This is a genomic window from Allobosea sp. P4_C6 (assembly GCF_056402015.1).
Map to the genome: position 1 here is coordinate 1 of NZ_JBFUIF010000008.1, position 19,474 is coordinate 19,474.

The 19,474-nt window shown below is 66.4% G+C and carries 22 protein-coding genes and 1 pseudogene; 7 read left to right on the top strand and 16 right to left on the bottom strand.

What is annotated here, in order from left to right; genetic code table 11:
* Positions 1-190: LysR substrate-binding domain-containing protein (locus AC1DVA_RS07645; protein ID WP_476805552.1), on the top strand; the 190-nt coding region annotated here is incomplete at its 5' end.
* Here AC1DVA_RS07645 and AC1DVA_RS07650 read toward each other — a convergent pair.
* The 8 genes and pseudogenes from AC1DVA_RS07650 to AC1DVA_RS07685 all read right to left on the bottom strand — a co-directional run.
* Positions 178-1,155: an alpha/beta hydrolase gene (locus AC1DVA_RS07650; RefSeq protein WP_265054375.1), complete on the bottom strand. Its 978-nt coding sequence runs from the start codon at positions 1,153-1,155 to the stop codon at positions 178-180. The two genes, AC1DVA_RS07645 and AC1DVA_RS07650, sit on opposite strands and share 13 nt — an antisense overlap.
* A complete protein-coding gene (locus tag AC1DVA_RS07655) occupies positions 1,152-1,865 on the bottom strand; it encodes a DUF4405 domain-containing protein (RefSeq protein ID WP_265054374.1) in 714 nt (237 codons plus the stop codon). Before AC1DVA_RS07655 ends, AC1DVA_RS07650 begins: the two co-directional genes overlap by 4 nt.
* Before the next feature lie 8 nt (positions 1,866-1,873).
* Complete coding sequence (locus AC1DVA_RS07660) at positions 1,874-2,353, bottom strand: cytochrome P460 family protein (protein ID WP_265054373.1); 480 nt, start codon at positions 2,351-2,353, stop codon at positions 1,874-1,876.
* A 9-nt stretch (positions 2,354-2,362) separates the two neighbouring features.
* A complete protein-coding gene (locus tag AC1DVA_RS07665) occupies positions 2,363-2,833 on the bottom strand; it encodes a (R)-mandelonitrile lyase (protein ID WP_265054372.1) in 471 nt (156 codons plus the stop codon).
* Positions 2,834-2,841: 8 nt separating this feature from the next.
* Positions 2,842-3,258 carry a carboxymuconolactone decarboxylase family protein gene (locus AC1DVA_RS07670; protein WP_476805553.1) on the bottom strand — a complete coding sequence of 139 codons (417 nt, stop codon included), beginning with the start codon at positions 3,256-3,258 and terminating at the stop codon, positions 2,842-2,844.
* A gap of 29 nt (positions 3,259-3,287) precedes the next feature.
* Positions 3,288-4,343 carry an alpha/beta hydrolase gene (locus AC1DVA_RS07675; RefSeq protein ID WP_476805604.1) on the bottom strand — a complete coding sequence of 352 codons (1,056 nt, stop codon included), beginning with the start codon at positions 4,341-4,343 and terminating at the stop codon, positions 3,288-3,290.
* Between the two features lie 75 nt (positions 4,344-4,418).
* Entirely contained in the window at positions 4,419-5,450 is a 1,032-nt protein-coding gene (locus tag AC1DVA_RS07680) for an alpha/beta hydrolase (protein WP_265054370.1), read from the bottom strand.
* Between the two features lie 327 nt (positions 5,451-5,777).
* Positions 5,778-5,933, bottom strand: a pseudogene (locus AC1DVA_RS07685) (integrase); the annotation flags it as partial.
* A gap of 200 nt (positions 5,934-6,133) precedes the next feature.
* Here AC1DVA_RS07685 and AC1DVA_RS07690 point away from each other — a divergent pair.
* The 5 genes from AC1DVA_RS07690 (at position 6,134) to AC1DVA_RS07710 (ending at position 10,727) form a co-directional block, all read left to right on the top strand.
* Positions 6,134-7,009 (top strand): S-methyl-5'-thioadenosine phosphorylase, encoded by an 876-nt coding sequence (locus AC1DVA_RS07690; protein ID WP_476805554.1) that lies wholly within the window; start codon positions 6,134-6,136, stop codon positions 7,007-7,009.
* Positions 7,010-7,084: 75 nt separating this feature from the next.
* A complete protein-coding gene (locus AC1DVA_RS07695) occupies positions 7,085-7,612 on the top strand; it encodes an adenine phosphoribosyltransferase (protein WP_476805605.1) in 528 nt (175 codons plus the stop codon).
* A 6-nt stretch (positions 7,613-7,618) separates the two neighbouring features.
* Positions 7,619-8,728 carry an S-methyl-5-thioribose-1-phosphate isomerase gene (gene mtnA / locus AC1DVA_RS07700; RefSeq protein WP_476805555.1) on the top strand — a complete coding sequence of 370 codons (1,110 nt, stop codon included), beginning with the start codon at positions 7,619-7,621 and terminating at the stop codon, positions 8,726-8,728.
* The gene (locus AC1DVA_RS07705; RefSeq protein WP_265054367.1) at positions 8,725-9,369 is read left to right on the top strand and encodes a class II aldolase/adducin family protein; all 645 of its coding nucleotides are present in this window, start codon (positions 8,725-8,727) and stop codon (positions 9,367-9,369) included. The genes mtnA and AC1DVA_RS07705 overlap by 4 nt, the downstream gene beginning before the upstream one ends.
* A 53-nt stretch (positions 9,370-9,422) precedes the next feature.
* Positions 9,423-10,727: a sensor domain-containing diguanylate cyclase gene (locus AC1DVA_RS07710; RefSeq protein ID WP_476805556.1), complete on the top strand. Its 1,305-nt coding sequence runs from the start codon at positions 9,423-9,425 to the stop codon at positions 10,725-10,727.
* 2 nt (positions 10,728-10,729) lie between these two features.
* Here AC1DVA_RS07710 and AC1DVA_RS07715 read toward each other — a convergent pair whose 3' ends face one another.
* Together AC1DVA_RS07715 and ychF are read right to left on the bottom strand one after the other, a co-directional pair.
* Positions 10,730-11,746: a MaoC family dehydratase gene (locus AC1DVA_RS07715; protein WP_265054365.1), complete on the bottom strand. Its 1,017-nt coding sequence runs from the start codon at positions 11,744-11,746 to the stop codon at positions 10,730-10,732.
* A 23-nt stretch (positions 11,747-11,769) separates the two neighbouring features.
* Positions 11,770-12,867: a redox-regulated ATPase YchF gene (gene ychF / locus AC1DVA_RS07720; protein ID WP_265054364.1), complete on the bottom strand. Its 1,098-nt coding sequence runs from the start codon at positions 12,865-12,867 to the stop codon at positions 11,770-11,772.
* A gap of 201 nt (positions 12,868-13,068) precedes the next feature.
* On the opposite strand from ychF, the gene AC1DVA_RS07725 reads away from it, so the two are divergent.
* Positions 13,069-13,674, top strand: coding sequence for a hypothetical protein (locus tag AC1DVA_RS07725; protein ID WP_265054363.1), 606 nt, complete (start codon positions 13,069-13,071; stop codon positions 13,672-13,674).
* A gap of 4 nt (positions 13,675-13,678) precedes the next feature.
* Here the strand turns inward: AC1DVA_RS07725 and pth are convergent, their stop codons facing one another.
* The 6 genes from pth to AC1DVA_RS07755 form a co-directional block, all read right to left on the bottom strand.
* Positions 13,679-14,293: an aminoacyl-tRNA hydrolase gene (pth, locus tag AC1DVA_RS07730; protein WP_265054362.1), complete on the bottom strand. Its 615-nt coding sequence runs from the start codon at positions 14,291-14,293 to the stop codon at positions 13,679-13,681.
* A 99-nt stretch (positions 14,294-14,392) separates the two neighbouring features.
* Entirely contained in the window at positions 14,393-15,019 is a 627-nt protein-coding gene (locus tag AC1DVA_RS07735) for a 50S ribosomal protein L25/general stress protein Ctc (protein WP_265054361.1), read from the bottom strand.
* Between the two features lie 137 nt (positions 15,020-15,156).
* Complete coding sequence (locus AC1DVA_RS07740; protein WP_476805557.1) at positions 15,157-17,010, bottom strand: putative bifunctional diguanylate cyclase/phosphodiesterase; 1,854 nt, start codon at positions 17,008-17,010, stop codon at positions 15,157-15,159.
* A gap of 93 nt (positions 17,011-17,103) precedes the next feature.
* Entirely contained in the window at positions 17,104-17,667 is a 564-nt protein-coding gene (locus AC1DVA_RS07745) for a VUT family protein (RefSeq protein WP_265054359.1), read from the bottom strand.
* The gene (gene queC, locus AC1DVA_RS07750) at positions 17,657-18,382 is read right to left on the bottom strand and encodes a 7-cyano-7-deazaguanine synthase QueC (RefSeq protein ID WP_265054358.1); all 726 of its coding nucleotides are present in this window, start codon (positions 18,380-18,382) and stop codon (positions 17,657-17,659) included. The genes AC1DVA_RS07745 and queC overlap by 11 nt, the downstream gene beginning before the upstream one ends.
* Before the next feature lie 10 nt (positions 18,383-18,392).
* Positions 18,393-19,337, bottom strand: coding sequence for a ribose-phosphate pyrophosphokinase (locus tag AC1DVA_RS07755; RefSeq protein ID WP_265054357.1), 945 nt, complete (start codon positions 19,335-19,337; stop codon positions 18,393-18,395).
* Between the last annotated feature and the right edge of the window lie 137 nt (positions 19,338-19,474).

The following is a 19,474-nucleotide window of genomic DNA, read 5'->3' on the forward strand; positions in this document are numbered from 1 at the left end:
GGCTCGGCGGCTCGGCCTTGCCTACCTGCCGGAGGACCAGGCGATCCCGCATATCCGCACGGGAAAGCTCATACGCGTGCTCGACGATTGGTGCCCGCCGTTTCCCGGCTACCACCTCTACTATCCGAGCAGACGGCATTTCTCCTCGGCTCTCTCCCTGCTGGTCGATGTCCTGCGCTACCGGGGTTGACGCTGCCAGAAGCGGATACCCTCTCCTATCCAGCCCTCTGCGCTGGTGCCGATGCCAGGACCGAAGCCGTGCGCGACATCCGGGTAAACCCTGTACTCGGTCTCGGCGCCCATGCTGCGGAGAATGGCGATGCGCCGCTCCATCGACGCCGGCGGTGCAATACCATCGTGCGCACCGACGACGGCGAAGGTGGGCGGCTCCACGGCCCCGACATCGGCATGAGCGGTGTAGGCCATGATGGCGGCAGCGGGCCGGGGCAATTCGGGTCCACCGAAGCGGGCCGCACCGTGGCTGCCGATGAATGCCGCCATGCGCGCGCCGGCGGAACTGCCCCAGAGCGAATATGCGCGGGTATCAACCTGCAGCACGGGGGCGTTCCGAAACACGAAGCCGATTGCGGCCGCCAGATCCCGGGTGGCTGTTTCTCCGCCCATTCCGGCCCGGTATTTCAGGACGAAGGCGTTCAACCCGGCGCGGCTGATCTCGGCCGCGTAGGGGAATCCTTCATGGACCGATCCGACATAGGCAAAACCGCCTCCTGGAGCGATGATCGCGAACGGTGCGCCGGGCGTGCCGCGCAGGAAGAACAGTCCCGCATGTAACTTGCTCGGGTCGACGCGTCGCTCCTCGTCGTCATAGAGCTCGTAGAAGATCTGCCGGCCGCGACCTGCGTCCTCGATCAGTCGGTTGAGCGCGGCAACGGTCGAGGGGATGTCGACCTGGGTATGGTAGGGCAGCAGGCTGGCGATCGAGGAAAGCCTGGCGCTCTCGTCGAGCGCGCGATCGTCCCAGGGCAGTATCCGACGACCGAACCCGGTAAATGCCGGATGAGAGACCAACTGCCCAAGGGTGGCGTCACCGGTCAGAGGCTGATGCCGCGGAGCCGTCTCGGCCGATGCCTGGGTCGAAGCCGAACACAGTGCTGCCGTGGCGAGCCACTCACGCCGTGATAGACGCGTCGTCATGGTGATACGGTCGTCGGAACGGGCCGGGCGTCGCGGCTTCGGCGGCGGCCGAAATCGATCAGCCTCATGCCATAATACGTGCCCGACATGACCAGCCCGGCGATGGCGCCGACATGAATGAAGAAGCCCGCGACCGACTCTTCAAAGTTCCACCAGTCGAGGCTCATCTGCATGGTCAGCTTCATCCCGATGCCCAGAACGAGGCAGCTCCAGATGCCGTAAGCAGCCACTGCGCCCGTGAACGCGCGCAGGAACCAGGTCCTGGTCGGACCGGTGTCGCGAATACCGAAGGCCACCCTCGCCAGCCCCATGAGCATCGGCCAGCGCAGGCCGAGATGCACCGCCACGATGACCAGAACCCAGTAGGCGGCGACGGTATGGATCTGGCGCACGGTGAACCCGCCCCAGGGAGGCAGGAAGGATGCGAGCGCATTCGAGATCAGGATGCTGGTCGTCAGCAGCGCCAGCATCGCAAGAAGGAGTCCGCCGGTGAGGAGGGCGTTGAAGAGGCTGCGGGGCTCGCGCCGTGTCCTCGGGAGACTGCCGTACCAGCGACGATTGAACACGTTGTGCGCGATCAGCAGCACGAACATGAGCGTGCCCGCGATCTCGTGTGCGACATTGCCGAGCCACCAGTAGGACAGGCCGAGCACGAGCAGGACGGCTGCGAGACCGTCCAGCCAGAGACGAAGGGCGAAGAACCGGCTCATCGTAAAGCCTATTCGACCGGTTTGCCGTTGAAGCGCGGGATCCGATAGGCCGTGTAGAGATAATCGCTGCCGGCCTGACTGCTGTGGCAGCTCGCGCAGCGCGCTGTGTTCTCGGCGGTGTTGATCTTTCCGTCCGGCCAAAACCACTGATACTGCCAGTCGCCGGTCCGGCGGCGCTCGTCGTAGTCGGCGCCCCAGCCCTCGCCCTTCTCCATGACGAAGTAGCGGAACAGCTTGCCGTCCCGGAAGTCGACCAGCACGAAATGCGTGCCCGGCGGGATGGGCTGGCGGTTCTTGACCGCCTCCAGCGCCTGCGGCGTCGTCATGATGTGCTCGGTGACGTTGCCGCGCCGTACGGTAGTGTAGTGGACCAGCTTATCGAGATCCGGAAGCGTCGCCCGGGTGGACTCCGCATGCACCTGCCAGCCGACGCCGAGAACGATGGTCATCGCGGCGGCCGTCACGGCCGCCTGGGTAGCGCGTTTCATCCTGGATCCTCAGCGGCCGTATTGCTGGTCGGAGACGTGCTCCATCCAGTCGACGGTCTTGCCGTCCAGAGATTCGGAGATGGCGATATGCGTCATCCCGGAAGCCGGCGATCCGCCATGCCAGTGCTTCACGCCAGGAGGAATCCAGACGGTATCCCCTGGCCCAATCTCCTGAATCTCGCCGCCCCAGTGCTGCACCCGACCGACGCCGTGGGTGACGATCAGGGTCTGGCCAAGCGGATGGGTGTGCCAGGCGGTGCGCGCACCGGCTTCGAAACTGACCGCGCCCCCACCAACGCGCGCCGGAGCCGTTCCCTGGAACCTCCCTGTCACCGAGACCTTGCCGGTGAAGTTCTGGGCCGGGCCGTCGGTCGGCTTCTGCGCGGAGGCGCGCTGGACCGCCACCTCCTGGTTGCTCTGAGCGAGCGCTGCCCCGAAAGGTAGCGCCATCGCGGCGAAGATCAGGGCGGGAGTGAGCATGATGGGGCTCACTTCTGCTTGAAAACGTCGCGGGCGACACCGATGGCGGTGATGGCATTCGGCCAGCCGGCGTAGAAGGCGAGCTGCGTGATCGCCTCGACGATCTCCTCTTCCTTCACGCCGTTCGTGCGCGCCAGCGCGATATGCGAACGAAGTTGCTCGGGCCGGTTCAGCGCGATCAGGGCGGCAACCGTGATCAGGCTGCGGTCGCGCTTGGCCAGTCCCGGCCGCTCCCAGATGTCGCCAAACAGCACGTTGTCGGTGAGCTCGGCCATCTTCGGGGCGATGTCCCCCATGAGTTGCTGCGCCCTGGACGGCGGCTTCGCCGTCGCCGGCTGTGCCGGGGTTTGCGCTTGGGCGGAGCCCTCGAATGGCGCCGCACCCAGGAGCAGGGCGGCAACCGACGCGTTGCGGATGGTTCGCATGGCAGACCTCATTCGCGTTTGGAGATGGCTCAACTTCGGCGGTACGGAAGCGTCCGGGCGAAGAACGGGGCCAGCTTGCCCATGGCGGCATCGACGTATTTCGGCACCCAGTAGGTCTCGATATGCGTCGCGCCCTCGATCTCGAACAGCTCCTTGTCCGTGGTGCCGGTCGCCTTGGGGAAGGCCTCTTTGGTCATGTAGAGGCTGTCGGCCTTGCTGCCGGCGATCATCAGCAGGGGCTGGTCGATCAGCTCGATCTGATCGGTGGCATCCCAGCGCATCAGGTCCAGCAAGCTGCTGGTCGTGTACCTGAACGTCGAGTTCGGATGGGCGTGGGTCTTCCAGTAGTACGCATAGCCCTGCCGATACATCTCGAAGGGCAGCTTCGCGATCTGCTCGTCGGTCAGGTTGGCGTCTCCGGAGTAAAGGATCTCGCCACCTGCCACTTCCTGGGCGCGCGCCTGCGAGACCTGCCGCAAGCGGTCCTGGATGGTGTTCAGCTGCGAATCCGCGAAGCCGTTGCGGCGCACGCGACCGGAGTTGAACATGCTCAGCGTCGCGATCGACCTGAACCGCTTGTCGACCTTCGCTGCGGCAAGCGCGTAGCCGCCGCCGCCGCAGAGGCCGAGCAGACCGATCCGGGCGACATCGACGCCCGGATAGCGGGTGACGTAGTCCGCCATGCCATGGATGTCCTCGATCCGGTTCTGGGGCTTGTCCACGCTGCGGGGCTGGCCGCCGCTCCCGCCCTGATAGGCGGCGTCCGCTGTGATCGCGATGTAACCCTCGCCCACCAGCCGTTGGGCATAGAGCCCCGCGACCTGCTCCTTCACGCCGCCGTTCGGATGGGCGACGACGATAGCTGGATAGCTCTTGGCAGCGCTGTACCCGGCCGGGGTGTAGACGTTGGCGACGATGTCCAGCCCGCCCAGCTTGTAGGTCACGGGGTGGATATCGACCTTGCCGGGCTCGTTGCCGGTGATCGCGCCCTCATAGACCAGGCCGAAGGGATTCTTCCTGTTATCGGCGGCGCGGGCGTCCCCGGCGGCAACGCCAGTGGCTGCGGCAGCGGCGGCCGTCTTCATGACGGTTCGACGGGTCATCATGGTCTTCCTTTCGAATGCAGTGCTTTGGAGGCCGGGCGCGAGGCGCCGCCAGCGTCAGTCGAGCTTCTTCTCGGCGAGGAACTTCGAGACCAGGTCGGCGATCTCGACATTGTTAAGGTCGGAGAACGGGAAGTGCGTGTTGCCGCGGATGCCGATCTCGGGGAGGTGTACGAGGCGCGCATCCCCGCCGTGCCGGTTGACGGCCGCGACCCAGAGCTTCGCCATCGCCAACCGGACGCGCCAGTTGTCTTGCCCACGCTCCGTGGTTGGCTCGACCGAAAAATTGTCGCCGTAATAGATGACGATCGGGATGCGGGTGAGCTTCTGGAAATCAGCCGAAGGCACCGCCTCGGGCGACAAAGTCCCGGCAGCGCTCGGCATGGCCGGGGGCAGTTCGCCCTCCGGGAAAATGAAGCCGCTGCCCGGCTCGAAAGCGACGATCGCCTTGACGTTGGCGTTCTTGATCGCCGTCAGCCAACCCGGACCGCCGCCTTGGGAATGCGTGAACAGGATCGCCGGACCGGTCTTGGCGAACAGCGCCGCCATCGCGTTGGAAATGACGCCGGCATCGTAGGGCCCGGTATTCGGCGTGACCGAGCGGAAGAACTGGTCCAGCGTCTCCGGCTTGCGGTCGAACTGGACGTTATCGAAGAAGTTCGGCCATTTGCCGAGCCGGAACTGATCGAAGAAGAGTTGGTCATAGGGGGTGGGTTCGATCGTCGTCCCGACCGTACTGTTGCCGGCACGTCCGCGCCGCGGCTGGTCGACGAGATAAACCGGGAATCCGCCGCGCAGGAACAGGGTCTGGAAACCCTCGCGCCCGTCCGAGGTCGTCTCCCAGCTTCGCGCCGACTGGAAGGCGCCGTGCAGCATGACGATCGGCAGCGGCTTGGGATTCTGGGGAACCTGATAGAAGGCGTAGAGATGGTCGCCATGAAGGCTTTGCCCTTCGGCCGTGGGCTTGTCGTTAGCGAAGTTTCCGGGGGTGCTCACCACCGTGCCGCCGACGGCGAAGCTGCCTTGCTCTTGGATCGTCAGAAAGCCGGGTTTGGCAGCCTGTTGCGAGAACGCCGGTGTTGAACCCATCAAGCCCCCCGCGAGAAGGAAGGGCGCAATAAGGAGTTTGGTATCGATGGAAGGCATTCGCCCCTCGTTCGCCGCATCAGCTCACGAGGAACCTAGTCTCCTATGCACTCTTCGATTAGCCATCTGGATTCAATAGGCTTGATAAGTCCGGCTAATTAATGCAGTGGCGATCCGGCGGGCTCCATGTCTGCTTCCTGAAGATGCCCAAGTCCCGCTACGGGCGCGGATCGGCAGATACTGAGCGTGCTGCAGAACTTCTGCTTCCCACCCAAGCTGGCCGTGGTCGAATGGCGAAACTGGCACGGCGGGTGCCCGCCGTGCCCAAGGTCATAGGTCCGTTTGCTCCGAAAGGAGAAGCGCATCGTCTAGGTAGCGCACGGTGCTTTCCAATTTCGTATGGCCTAGAACAAGCTGGCATGCACGCAGATTGCCGGTGCGCTTGTAGATCAGCGCGACCTTTGTTCGGCGGAGACTATCCGTTCCGTAGAGCGCTAGGTCCAAAGCCGTCATTTCGGGCGAAGCGGAACGCAGGCCCGAGAATCCCTGGCAGGAAGAAACTCCGATGCGTTGCTCGTCGGGAGATGCTCGGGTCAAGCCCCAGCATGACGGCCTCCTGCGGCCGCACCGTATTGCGACCGTCATCGAAAGGTGGTCCTTTCCGCGCCCGCAACAGGGAATCGACCATGAGCGAAGCCGTTCTCGGAATCATCGGCGGATCGGGCATCTACGATCTGCCGGGTATCAGCGACCTCCGCGAGGAGCGGATCGACAGCCCCTGGGGCGAACCCTCCGACGCATTGCGGATCGGCCGCATCGGCAAAACCAAGATCGTCTTCCTGCCACGGCACGGCCGCGGCCACGCGATCCCGCCCTCCGAGATCAACTACCGCGCCAATATCGACGTGCTGAAGCGGGCGGGCGTGACCGACCTCGTCTCGCTCTCGGCCTGCGGCTCCTACAGGGCGGAGCTCTATCCGGGGCTTTTCGTGCTGGTCGACCAGTTCGTCGATCGCACCAGCCGGYGCGAGAGCTCGTTCTTCGGCAAGGGCTGCGTCGCCCATGTCTCCGTCGCCCACCCGGTCGGCCCGGCCCTGCAGTCGCGGATCGCAGCGGCCGCCGAAGCGGAGGAGCTGCCCTTCGTGCGCGGCGGAACGCTTGTCACGATGGAGGGGCCGCAGTTCTCGACCTATGCGGAATCGATGACCTATCGCGGCCTCGGCTACGACCTGATCGGCATGACGGCGATGCCGGAAGCCAAGCTCGCGCGCGAGGCCGAGATCACCTACGCCACCGTCGCGATGGTGACGGACTATGACTGCTGGCACGAGCTCCATGGCGCGGTCGATGTCGCCTCCGTCGTGGCAGTGCTGCACGAAAATGCCGACAAGGCACGCCGCCTCGTCGCGCGACTGGCGGCCGATTTCCCGACCGAGCGCGAAGCCTGCCCGGCCGGCTCGCATAATGCCCTCGACAATGCGATCATCACCGCGCCTGCCTTCCGCGATCCGGCTCTGCTGGCGAAGCTCGATGCGGTAGCCGGGCGCGTGCTCAAGGCCTGAGTCATGGCTGTGCCCTTGACGAAGCCGGCTCGGCGTCCGACCAAGGCGTCCGTCACCACGCCCGAGACGACGCCCATGAACCTCGCCGACAGCATCCGCGCGATCCCGGACTATCCCCGGCCCGGCATCGTCTTTCGCGACATCACCACGCTGCTCGGCGATGCGCGGGCCTTCCGCCGTGYCGTGGACGAGCTGGTGCAGCCCTTCGCCGGGCTGAAGATCGCCAAGATTGCCGGCATCGAGGCGCGGGGCTTCATTCTCGGCGGCGCTGTGGCGCACCAGCTCTCGGCCGGCTTCATCCCCGTGCGCAAGAAGGGCAAGCTGCCGCGGGAAACGTTGCGCGCGACCTATGCGCTCGAATACGGCACGGACGAGATCGAGATCCATCGCGACGCGGTGCAGCCGGGCGAGCGGGTGCTGCTGGTCGATGATCTCGTCGCGACCGGCGGCACGGCCGAAGCGGCCGTCAATCTGCTCGCCGGCCTGGGGGCGGAGGTGGTGGCAGCGTGCTTCATCGTCGACCTCCCCGAGCTCGGCGGGGCCGACAAGATCCGCAGGCTCGGCGTGCCCGTGCGGACGCTCGTCTCCTTCGCCGATCACTGAGCGCGCATGAAGATCAACGGCCAGCATTATCGAACGATCTGGCTCGGGCAGGATGGCTGGCGCGTCGTGGTGATCGACCAGACGCGGCTGCCCTTCCGCTTCGAGACGGTGGCGCTGGGCTCGGCCGAGCAGGCCGCCGACGCGGTCCGCTCCATGGTGGTGCGGGGCGCGCCGCTGATCGGCGCAACAGCCGCCTATGGCGTCGCGCTGGCGATGCGGGCGGATGCCTCCGACGCTGCACTGGAAGCGGCGCTGGCGCTGCTGGGCGCAACGCGCCCGACCGCGGTCAACCTGCACTGGGCCCTGGAACGCATGCAGCGAGTGCTGGCGGCCAAGCCTTCCGAACGCCGGGCGGAAACCGCCTATGCCGAGGCGGCGGCGATCTGCGACGAGGATGTCGCGCTCTGCCGCGCCATCGGCGAGCACGGGTTGCCGTTGATCCGCGAGATCGCGGCGCGCAAGCCGGCGGGGCAGCCGGTCAACATCCTCACCCATTGCAATGCCGGCTGGATCGCCACGGTGGACTGGGGCACGGCGCTGGCGCCGATCTATCTGGCTCACGATGCCGGCATCCCTGTCCATGTCTGGGTCGACGAGACGCGCCCGCGCAACCAAGGCGCGGCGCTGACGGCCTATGAGCTCGGCGCCCATGGCGTGCCGCACACGGTGATCACCGACAATGCCGGCGGGCATCTGATGCAGCGCGGCGCGGTCGACATGGTTATCGTCGGCACCGACCGCACCACGGCCGATGGCGATGTCGCCAACAAGATCGGCACCTATCTCAAGGCGCTCGCGGCCCACGATAACGGCGTGCCGTTCTATGTCGCACTGCCGTCGCCGACGATCGACTGGAGCATCCGCGACGGCCTCGCCGACATTCCGATCGAGGAGCGGGCGGCGCGCGAGGTGACGCATCTGTCCGGGCTGGCCGAGGATGGCGAGGTGCGCTCCGTCCGCGTCGTCGCGCCGGGCAGCAATGCGGTCAATCCGGCCTTCGACGTCACGCCGGCGCGGCTGGTCACCGGGCTCATCACCGAGCGCGGTGTCTGCGCGGCGAGCACTGAGGGCCTCGAGCAACTCTTTCCCGATCTGGCAAGCAGGGCGACAGGATGAACGAACTGGAGCTGCGGCAGGAGATCGTGGCGGTCGCACAGGCGATCGACCTTGCGGGCTTCTGCCCGTCGAAATCGGGCAATGTCTCCGCACGCTTCGGCGAGGGGTTGCTGATCACGCCCTCGGGACTGCCCTATGCGAAGACGAAACCCGAGGATCTGATCCATCTGTCGCTCGACGGCACGGTTCTGGACGGCACGCGCAAGCCCTCCTCGGAATGGCCCTTCCACGTCGAGATCTACAAGGCGCGGCCGGATGCGCAGGCGATCGTGCATACCCATTCGCCGCGTGCCACGGCGCTTTCCAGCACCCGGCGCGGCATCCCGGCCTTCCACTACATGATCGCGCTTTGCGGCGGCGCCGATGTGCGCTGCGCGGATTACGCGACCTTCGGCTCGCCCGAGTTGGCAGCCAATGCCGTGAGGGGGCTCGATGGACGCAAGGCGGTGCTGCTCGCCAACCACGGCGTCATCGCGCTCGGACAGACATTGGCGGGCGCCCACACCATCGTTGCCGAGGTCGAGAACCTCGCAGGCCAGTATCTCGACATCCTGGCGGCGGGGCTTGAGCCGATCATCCTCGATGGCGCCGAAATGGAGCGCGTCGGCGCCAAATTCGCGGGCTACGGCAAGGTCGGTTAATCTGGCGAGGCTCGTCTTACGCAGCGTTAAACAATGCCGCGTAGACATGGATCATGATCGTTTCGCGCTATCTGCACGAATCATTCGATGTGCTCTCGGTCGGCGTGTGTGAATACGATGCCGAGCATCGCGCCGTCAGCTGGAACCGCACGTTCCTGCACTTCTTCCCTGAGGACGACGGCCTGATCTATCCGGGCGAGCCCTATGTCGACAACCTGCGGCGGTTCTACACGCTGCGGCTTGCGCCGGAGGAGATGCCGGATATCGAGCGCTACATCGCAGAGGGCATGGCCCGCCACGAAAACCAGACCCAGGCCTTCGAATTCCTGCACAATGGCCGGCGGCTGCGCGCGACTTCGCTCAGGGCGCCCTGCGGCAGCCGGGTGCGGATGTGGCAGATGATCCAGACCGCGCACCAAGTCGATGCGGCGGACGCCATGCTGCCCGCTTTCGAGGCGCTTCGTTTCATTCCCGACGGTGCGATGTTGCTCGACGGCGAAGACCGGATCATCGCGGCCAACGATGCGTTCCGCCAGCTCTACGACATTCCCGCTGACATGCTGATCGTCGGATTGACGTTCGACCAGATCGTCGCCGAATGCTGGCGCGGCGTTTCGGCCGTCGCGGGCCTGCGGGCCAGCATCCTCAACGGTCTGCGCTATGATGGCGCGCCCTTCGAGATCGAACTGCCGGGGCAGCGCTGGCGGCGCGTCGTCGCTCGCCATACGGTCGAGGGGCTGAGCTGCTTCATCCATGCCGACATCACGATGGCGAAACGCCAGCAGGCAGCGCTCATGAGCGCGCGGGACGCCTTGCGGCAGGCCAATGCCGAACTTGTCCAATTGGCGCAGACTGACGGGCTGACGGGGCTCGCCAACCGCCGCCGCTTCATCGAATGCCTCGCCAGCGAGGCGGCTCGTGTGCAGACGCTGGCGCTGTTGATCGTCGATGTCGATCACTTCAAGGCGATCAACGACCAGTTCGGCCATGTCGCCGGCGATACCTGCCTGCGCATGGTGGCGCAGATCATCGCCGGCCCCCCGACCAGCCAGGCGCTGCTCGTCGCACGGCTTGGCGGCGAGGAATTCGGCGTCTTGATCGCCGATGTGACGGCGGATCAGGCGAAGGGCGTCGCGGAAGCGATCCGGCATGCGCTGGCCCAGGCGCCCTGGCGCGCGGTCGACGCACAATTGCAGGGCGCGACGGTGTCGATCGGGCTGTGCTGCGGCCAGGGGCCGCTCAACGGCGATGCCCTCTATGCCAGTGCCGACGAGGCGCTCTATGCGGCGAAACGCAATGGCCGCGACCGGATCGAGACCTTGCTTCTACCCGTTTCGGCCAACGCTAGAGCGGGCTGAATTCAGGCCGCGGGCTTGCGCTCGACGAAGACACAGCCGTCGAAGCTGAAGACCTCTTCGCCGTGCTGGTTGACGCCGGTGTTGCGGTGGAAGAACAGGCCCCATTGCGGCCGCGAGGCGCTCTCGCGCTTGTCGATCACTTCCGAAAAATAGGTGATGCGGTCGCCGGCGAAGACCGGTTTCGACCAGCGCAGATTCTTGAAGCCGGGCGAGGGGCCGAGGCGCGCAGGGCGCCCGGTCGTCGCCGCGAGCTGGCGCTCGCGATGCGAGACCATCGTCGCCATCCAGACGGCGGCTGTGTGCCAGCCCGAGGCCGCAAGCTTGCCGAAGGATGAGGCCTCGGCCGCCGCCTCGTCCATATGGAAGGGCTGCGGATCGAAGCTGCGGGCGAAGGCGACGATCTCCCCGGCGGTGAAGACGAAGCTGCCGAGCTCATGGCGGCTGCCGATCTCCAGTTCCTCGAAGAAGCGGGTCGGTTCCGCAGCTGTGGCGGGCTTTTCGAGCGGGCTCTCGATGGCCGGGCGCTCATACCGCGCGGAATGCGCGAGCCAGTTCCCGGTCGGCTGCGGAGCGATGCCGGAGCCCTTGCGGCCGAACATGATCCAGTTGGTCTGCTCCAGCACCGGCTCGTCGCGCTGGTTGAGCAATTCGAGCCGGAAGCGCACCAGGCCCATTTCCGGGCGCGAGCGCGAGGCCTTGGTCTCAAGCACGGTTCGTCGCGCGCTCAGCGTGTCCCCGGGGAAGACGGGCCGCAGCCACTTCACCTCCTCGATGCCGGGCGCACCCATGCCGGTGGAGTCCAGCAGGAACTCCTCCGCCATCAAGCGCATCAGCAGCGAACAGCTATGCCAGCCGGAGCCGATCAGCCCGCCGACGAAGCTCGCCTTGGCGGCTTCCGGATCGACATGGAAATCCTGCGCGTCGTAGCGCGAGGCAAAGGCGATCAGCTCGTCCTGAGAAACGGCGATGCCGCGCGAGCGCGTGACCGCGCCGGCGACGAAATCCTCGAACTGCAGCATCGGCCGGGATCCTCTGGCGCGCCTCAGTTCGCGAAGCGGAAATGCAGCACGTCGCCGTCGGCGACGACGTATTCCTTGCCTTCGAGGCGGAACTTGCCGGCTTCGCGCGCCCCGGCCTCGCCCTTGTTGGCGACATAGTCGTCATAGGCGATGGTCTCGGCGCGGATATAGCCCTTCTCGAAATCGGTATGGATCACGCCTGCCGCCTGCGGGCCCTTGGTGCCCTTCTCGATCGTCCAGGCGCGGGCCTCCTTGGGACCGACGGTGAAGTAGGTCACGAGGTTGAGCAGGCTGTAGCCGGCGCGGATGACGCGGTTCAGCCCGGGCTCCTCGAGGCCGACCGCCTCGAGATAATCCGCCTGCTCCTCGGGCGGCAGCACCGCGATCTCGCTCTCGATCTTGGCCGAGACGACCACGGCGACGGCGCCTTCCTCGGCGGCGCGCTTCTTCACCTGCTCGGAGAAGGCATTGCCCTTGTCGGCGCTGGCTTCCTCGACATTGCAGACATAGAGGACGGGCTTCGAGGAGAGCAGGCCGAGCAATTCGAAGGGCCGGCGTTCCTCGGCGGCGAGCTGGACGAGGCGGGCGGGCTTGCCGTCACGCAGCAGCACGAGGCAGCGATTCATCAGATCGGCCGCTTCCTTGGCCTCCTTGTCGCCGGCCTTCGCCTTCTTCTCCAGGGGCAGGACGCGCTTTTCGAGGCTTTCGAGATCGGAGAGCATCAACTCGGTCTCGATGATCTCGATGTCGTCGATCGGCGCGACCTTGCCTTCGACATGGGTGATGTCGCCATCCTCGAAGCAGCGCACGACATGGGCGATGGCGTCGCATTCGCGGATATTGGCGAGGAACTGATTGCCGAGCCCTTCACCCTTCGAGGCGCCGCGGACCAGGCCGGCGATGTCGACGAAGGTCAGCCGCGTCGGGATGATCTCCTTGGAGCCGGCGATGGCGGCGAGCTTCTCCAGCCGCTCGTCGGGGACGGCGACGTCGCCGACATTGGGCTCGATGGTGCAGAACGGATAGTTCGCGGCCTGTGCCGCGGCCGTCTGCGTCAGCGCGTTGAAGAGGGTCGACTTGCCGACGTTCGGCAGGCCGACGATGCCACATTTGAAGCCCATGATCGCCTGTTCCGTTGCCCGGCGCGATTGGCCGCTGCCGGGCGTGAAGCTTTGAAAGTTGCGGCCTTATTGGGGGGCTTGCGCGATAAAGACAAGAGCCGCCGGCCGGATGGGCGAGGTGCCGCTCACGCGAACGTGCATGGCGGCTGGGCGGGCGGCGGTGCTGGATCGCCGGCAGGCCTCCTCGCGATCGGTTATCCCATGCGCAAGCTCCCGCTCTTCTCCGTCGTTCTCGCTTCCCTCCTTGCCGTCGGCGCGGCGCAGGCCCAACAGGGGGGCACGCGGCTACGGGGCGAGGTCGAAGCCATGAACGGCTCGGTCCTGACCCTCAAGACTCCCGAGGGACGCGAGGCCAAGATCGCGCTCGCGCCGGGCTTCTCCACCGGCGGGGTGGTGCCCGCCAAGGCCTCCGACATCGCCAAGGGCAGCTTCATCGGCGTCGGCGCCAAGCCGCAGCCGGACGGGACCCTGCTAGCCGTGCAGGTATTCATCTTCCCCGAGGCGATGCGCGGCACGGGCGAGGGGCACCGGCCCTGGGGCGTGCTGCCGGATTCGACCATGACCAATGCGACGGTGGCCGAGACGGTCTCGCGGGTCGATGGCGCCAGCCTGGTGCTGAGCTATCCCGGCGGCGAGCAGAAGGTCGTGATCACGCCGGAAGCCGCCATCCTAATGGCCGCGCCGGCCGAGGCGAGCGAACTCAGGCCCGGCGCGCAGGTCGCGATGACGGCAAGCCGGCAAGCGGATGGCAGCTACAGCACGAGCCGCGTCACGGTCGCCAAATCCGGGGCGAAGCTGCCCCTGTGACGGCTCAGTCGGCAGCCTTCTCGCCGAGTTGCTTCACCGCGGCATGACCACGCGCATCCATGAAAAGATGCACCTTGTTCTGGAAACCGGCATCGTCATGGGCCGACAGCAGGGCCGCGTGATCGGCGCAGGCGGTGCAGAGATCCTCGACCCAGGGCTGCTCGACCTTGCCGAAATCGTTGAGCACGTAGGAATGGACGAGCGCCTTGTCGCCGGGATGGCCGATGCCCATCCGCACGCGGCGGTATTCGTTGCCGATCGCCGCGGTGGTCGAGCGCAGCCCGTTATGGCCGGCATTGCCGCCGCCGAGCTTGACCCTGAGCTTCGCGGGCGGGAGGTCGAGCTCGTCGTGGAAGACGATGACGTCGGCGGGGGCGATCTTGAAGAAGCGGGCGGCCTCGCCGATCGAGCGGCCGGACTCGTTCATGTAGGTCTGCGGCTTGAGCAGGATGATCTTCTCGGCCCCGATGGTGGCCTCGCAGGCCTCCGCCTGGAAGCGCGCGCGCCAGGGCGAGGCGCGATGGAGGCGCGCGATCTCCTCGACGGCCATGAAGCCGATATTGTGCCGGTTGCGGGCATAGCGCCCGCCCGGATTGCCGAGGCCGGCAAAGATCAGCATGGCGGAACTCCGGCAGGCTCATAGCAAGACGGCCGGGAGGTCCCGGCCGTCTCGTTCGACTGGATTGGGCAGGGAGGGCGCCGGGTTGGCGCCGCGTCCTCAGGCCTTGGCTTCGGTCGGAGCCTCGGCAGCCGTCTCGGCCTCGGCCGCAGGCTCGACATCGACGGTCGGCGGAGCGAGCGTGACGATCGTCGCGTCGGAACCGACGGTCAGCTTGGCACCGGTCGGGAGCTTGATGGCCTTGGCTTCGATCTGGTCACCGATGTTCAGGCCGGCGACGGAGACCTCGAAGGCTTCCGGAATGTTCTCGGGCTCGACGGTGATTTCGAGGGTGTGCTCGACGAGCTGGACGAGACCGCCGTTCTTGATGCCGGGGCTGGCGTCCTGGCCGATGACGTGGATCGGAACCTGAACGGTCACGGTCTGGCCCTTGGCGACGCGCAGGAAGTCGACGTGCAGCGGGAAGTCCTTGACCGGGTCGAGCTGGTAGTCCCGCGGAATGACGCGGTGCTTCTTGCCGGCGACGGTGATCTCGAAGATCGTGGTCAGGAAGTGGCCGCCGAAAATCAGCTGGCGGGTCTTGTTGGAGTCGAGCGCGATGGCTTCGGGAGCAGCGCCCCCACCATAGATCACGGCAGGCGTCTGGCCCTGGCGGCGAACTGCACGGGCGGCCCCCTTGCCGACCTGTGCGCGCGCCGAAGCCTCGATTTGCTTCACGGCGGTCATGTTGGATGTCCTTGACTTGTAAATGACAAGGCCGCCTCGTGGCGGCCATCGGTTCGTGCGTCCAGAGCCTCCAAGGGTGTCAGCCGGGCGCGACGCTGCTCATAGGGTAAAACCGGCGCAATCTCAAGTCCGCTGCGTCACGCCGCGTTGGCGACGATATCGCGCTCGGGCAGGAAGGCGGGAGCGGCCTGGCCGAAGCGCTGCACCAGTTCGCGGATGATGAATGCCGGGACCGGCGGGGAATAGAGGTAGCCCTGTCCGAAGCGGCAACCCATCTCCTCGAGGCGCTGGGCCTGCGACTGGGTCTCGATCCCTTCGGCGATGATCTTCATGCCGAGGCGGCGGGTCATCGTCAGCAGGGATTCGACGATCACCGCACTGCGGGCGCCGCTGTCGATGGGGCCGACGAAGGAGCGGTCGATCTTGATGATGTCGATCGGAAAATCGAGCAGATGGGTCAGCGAGGCGAAGCCGGTGCCGAAATCGTCGAGCGCCACCAGCATCCCGAGAGCGCGCAACGCTTCCATCGTCCTGGCGACGCCGTCCCTGCGCCCGCCCATGAAGACCTGCTCGGTGATCTCGATGACGAGGTGCTGCATCGGCACGCCCACCTTGTCGAGCGCTCTTGCGGCACGCTGGGCGAGGTCACCCTTCTGGAAATCGGCCGAGGTCACGTTCAGGCCGACATGCCGGACATGCAGGCCGGCATCCTGCCAGTCGGCCATGTCGGCGGCGACGGAAGCGAGCATCTGCGTGGTGATGCGGTGGGCGATCTTGGGGTCCTGCAACGCCTCCTGGAACTCGCCTGCCGCGACGATGCGGCCGTCATCGAGCCGCATGCGGGCGAGTGCCTCGACGCCCACGATCTCGGCCGTGTCGAGCCGGATGATCGGCTGGTAGTAGGGAATGATGCGCTCGCTGCCGAGCGCGCCTGCGACATCCTTACGGATCCGGGTGCGATGCATCATCGCGCTGCGCAGCTTCCGGCGGAAGCGCACATAGCGGCCGCGGCGGGTTTCCTTGGCATGATAAAGCGCGAGATCGGCATTCTGCCGGAGCGTCACGCTGTCTTCCCCGTCCTCGCCGGCAATGGCGCCGCCGATGGTGACGCTGGGCTGGATGCTGTGGCCGTCATGGTCGAGCGGCGTGGCGACGGCTGCGAGAGCGGCCGAGGCGAGGCTGCGCATCCTTGCGGCGCTGTCGCAACCGGGAATCAGCGCGGCAAATTCGTCGCCGCCGATCCGGCAGGTCAGGCAGCCGCCCAAGGCCGCGCTCAGCCGATCGCCCACGCCGGCGATCAGGCTGTCGCCGGCGGCGTGGCCCAGCGTATCGTTCACGATCTTCAGATGGTCGATGTCGATCAGCAGCAGCCCATAGCGCTGCGAGGCCGCGCTGATCGTGGCGATCGCATCGTTGAACTGGGCGCGGTTCGGCAACCGGGTCAGCGTATCGAAATAGGCGAGGCGGTGGTTGCGCGTGCGCACCTCGTCATGCTCGATCGCGATGGCGCAGAGATGCACGCAGGTCGCGACGATGCGGCGTTCGAGGTCCCGCGGCTGGCGCGGCTTGGGGAAATAAAAGGCGAAGGCGCCGACGACGCGGCCGTCGCGCGCCTTGATCGGGGTCGACCAGCAGGCGCGCAGGCCGAGCGGCAGGACAAGCTGCGCATAGGATTGCCAGAGCGGATCGGTCGCGATGTCGGTGACTTCGACCGGAGCGGCGCGATGGATCGCAGTGCCGCACGATCCGGCTTGGGGACCGATCTGCATCCCGGCGATCCCGGCGATGTAATGCGCGGGCAGGCTGGGCGAGGCGAGAGGCTGCAGGCAGCCGCGATCATCGACGTTGACGACGGAACAGACGACGCCAGGCGAGATCGCCTCGGCCCGGTGGCAGAGACGCTCCATGCATGTCGCGAGGGCCTCGCCCCGCGCGATGTCTTCCAGAATATCGTTCTGCAGAGCTTGCAGGTGGCCCGAGGGTCTGATCACGCAGTTCCCGACGCTGAGAGCTTGTCGAAGAACGCGGGCTTACCGCAAACGCCTTAAGGGCCGATTGCGACGCCGATTCAAACTTTACCCGCCTCAGGCGGCGGCGAGGCCGAGCCGCTCGTCGCGACGGCGCAGGACATACATCAGCGGCACCGCGAACAGCACCATCCAGGCCTTGCCGATGATCTGGCCGGCGAGGAAATCCAGGCTGCCGAAGGCGAGATGCAGGAAGACGATGCTGTCGACGACGAGTCCGACGACGCCGGATGCCAGGACGGCGGTGAGGAAGCGCCGGCGCTGCAGGGGCGTATAGACGGCGAAGTCGGCGAGCTCCGACAGCAGGAAGGCCACGACCGAGGCGATCACGATGGCCGGCGGGGCGAGCATGGCCGAGATGAGCGTGCCGACGGCGATCGCGCCGAGGCCTGCCAGCGTGCCGAGGCGGCGCTGGACGAGGTCGCGCAGCACCAGCGCGAGGCCGACCATGAGGACGCCGCTCGGCGCCATCACGCCGGGCCAGACCGGCACGAGGCAGGGCCCGTTGGGGATGCAGACCGAGCCGGCATTGCCGATCAGCCAGTTGGCCGCGGGAATGGTGAGGCCGAACAGGACGAGTGCGACGAGGCCTTCGAGCTGTCGCTGGCGATCACGAGTCATAGGATGGTCCGCTGTCGTCGGGTGTTACGAGATAGGCCGCGAAGCCTTTTGACCGCAAATCGCATGCCGGGCAATGGCCGCAGCCGAAACCCCAGTCATGCCGGGTCGTCCTGTCGCCGAGATAGCAACTATGCGTCTCTTCGAGAACGAGGTCGAGCAGCGCCTGCCCGCCGAGCGTGCGCGCCAGCGCGAAGGTCTGCGCCTTGTCGCGCCACATCAGCGGCGTATGGAGTACGAGCCGGCGATCGAGCCCCAGGCCCAGCGCGACCTGCATCGCCTTGATCGTGTCGTCGCGGCAATCGGGATAGCCCGAATAATCGGTCTCGCAGACGCCGAGGACGATGTGCTTCAGGTCGCGGCGATAGGCGACGGCGGCGGCGAATGTGAGGAAGATCAGGTTGCGCCCGGGCACGAAGGTGGTCGGCAGGCCGGTTTCCGCGAAGGCGATCTCGGTCTCGCGCGTCAGCGCGGTGTCGGAAATCGCGCCGAGCGCCTTCAGATCGACGAGATGGTCGGGGCCGAGCCGCTCGGCATAGCGCGAGGACCGCGCAGGCAGTTTTTCCCGGATCGCGAGACGGCATTCCATCTCGACATGATGGCGCTGGCCGTAGTCGAAGCCGATCGTCTCGACCGCATCGAAGCGCTCGAGAGCCCAGGCCAGCGCGGTGGTGGAATCCTGGCCGCCGGAGAACAGGACGAGGGCGCGGGCGCTCACACTAGCGCCCTCAGTCGAACAAGCTGGACACGCTGGTTTCGCTCGCCGTGCGCTCGATGGCCTCGCCCATCAGGCCGGCGATGGAGATGACGCGGATGTTGCGGGCGACCTTCACGGCCTCGGTCGGCATGATCGAGTCGGTGATGACGAGCTCCTTGAGCTTCGACGAGGCGATGCGCGCCACCGCGCCGCCCGAGAGCACGCCATGGGTGATATAGGCGAAGACCTCCTTGGCGCCCTGATCGAGCAGGGCCTCCGCCGCATTCACAAGCGTGCCGCCGGAGTCGACGATGTCGTCGATCAGGATGCAGGAGCGGCCCTCGACCGAGCCGATGATGTTCATAACCTCGGACTCGCCCGGCCGGTCGCGCCGCTTGTCGACGATGGCGAGCGGGGCGTCGATGCGCTTGGCAAGCGCGCGAGCGCGGACCACGCCGCCGACGTCAGGCGAGACGACCATGGCGTTCTTCCACTCCAGCCGGTCCTTGATGTCGCGCGCCATCAGCGGGGCGCCGAACAGGTTGTCGGTCGGGATGTCGAAGAAGCCCTGAATCTGGCCGGCATGCAGGTCGAGCGTCAGCACGCGGTCGACGCCGGCATGGGTGATCAGGTTCGAGACGAGCTTGGCCGAGATCGGGGTGCGGCCCGAGGCGCGCCGGTCCTGCCGGGCATAGCCGAAATAGGGAATCACCGCCGTGATGCGCTTGGCCGAGGAGCGGCGCAGCGCATCGGTGATGATCAGAAGTTCCATCAGGTGGTCGTTGGTCGGGAAGGAGGTGGACTGGATGATGAAGACATCCTGCCCGCGTACGTTCTCCTGAATCTCGACGAAGACTTCCATGTCGGCGAACCGCCGGACCGTGGCCTTGGCGAGCGGAATGCTGAGATGGCTGCATATCGCTTCAGCGAGCGGCCGGTTGGAATTGCCGGCGACGACTTTGAAATGAGAGGGCATGCCGTGGCGCACCGTTGGACAAGGCGGGGCACGAGCCGGCGATGCCGGCTCAATTCGAACGGCTCTTAACAGCGCGATGACAGGGAGTCGACCGTTGCGCTGCAATATAGCTGCGCAAAAAGGCGTCGAGCGCCTGG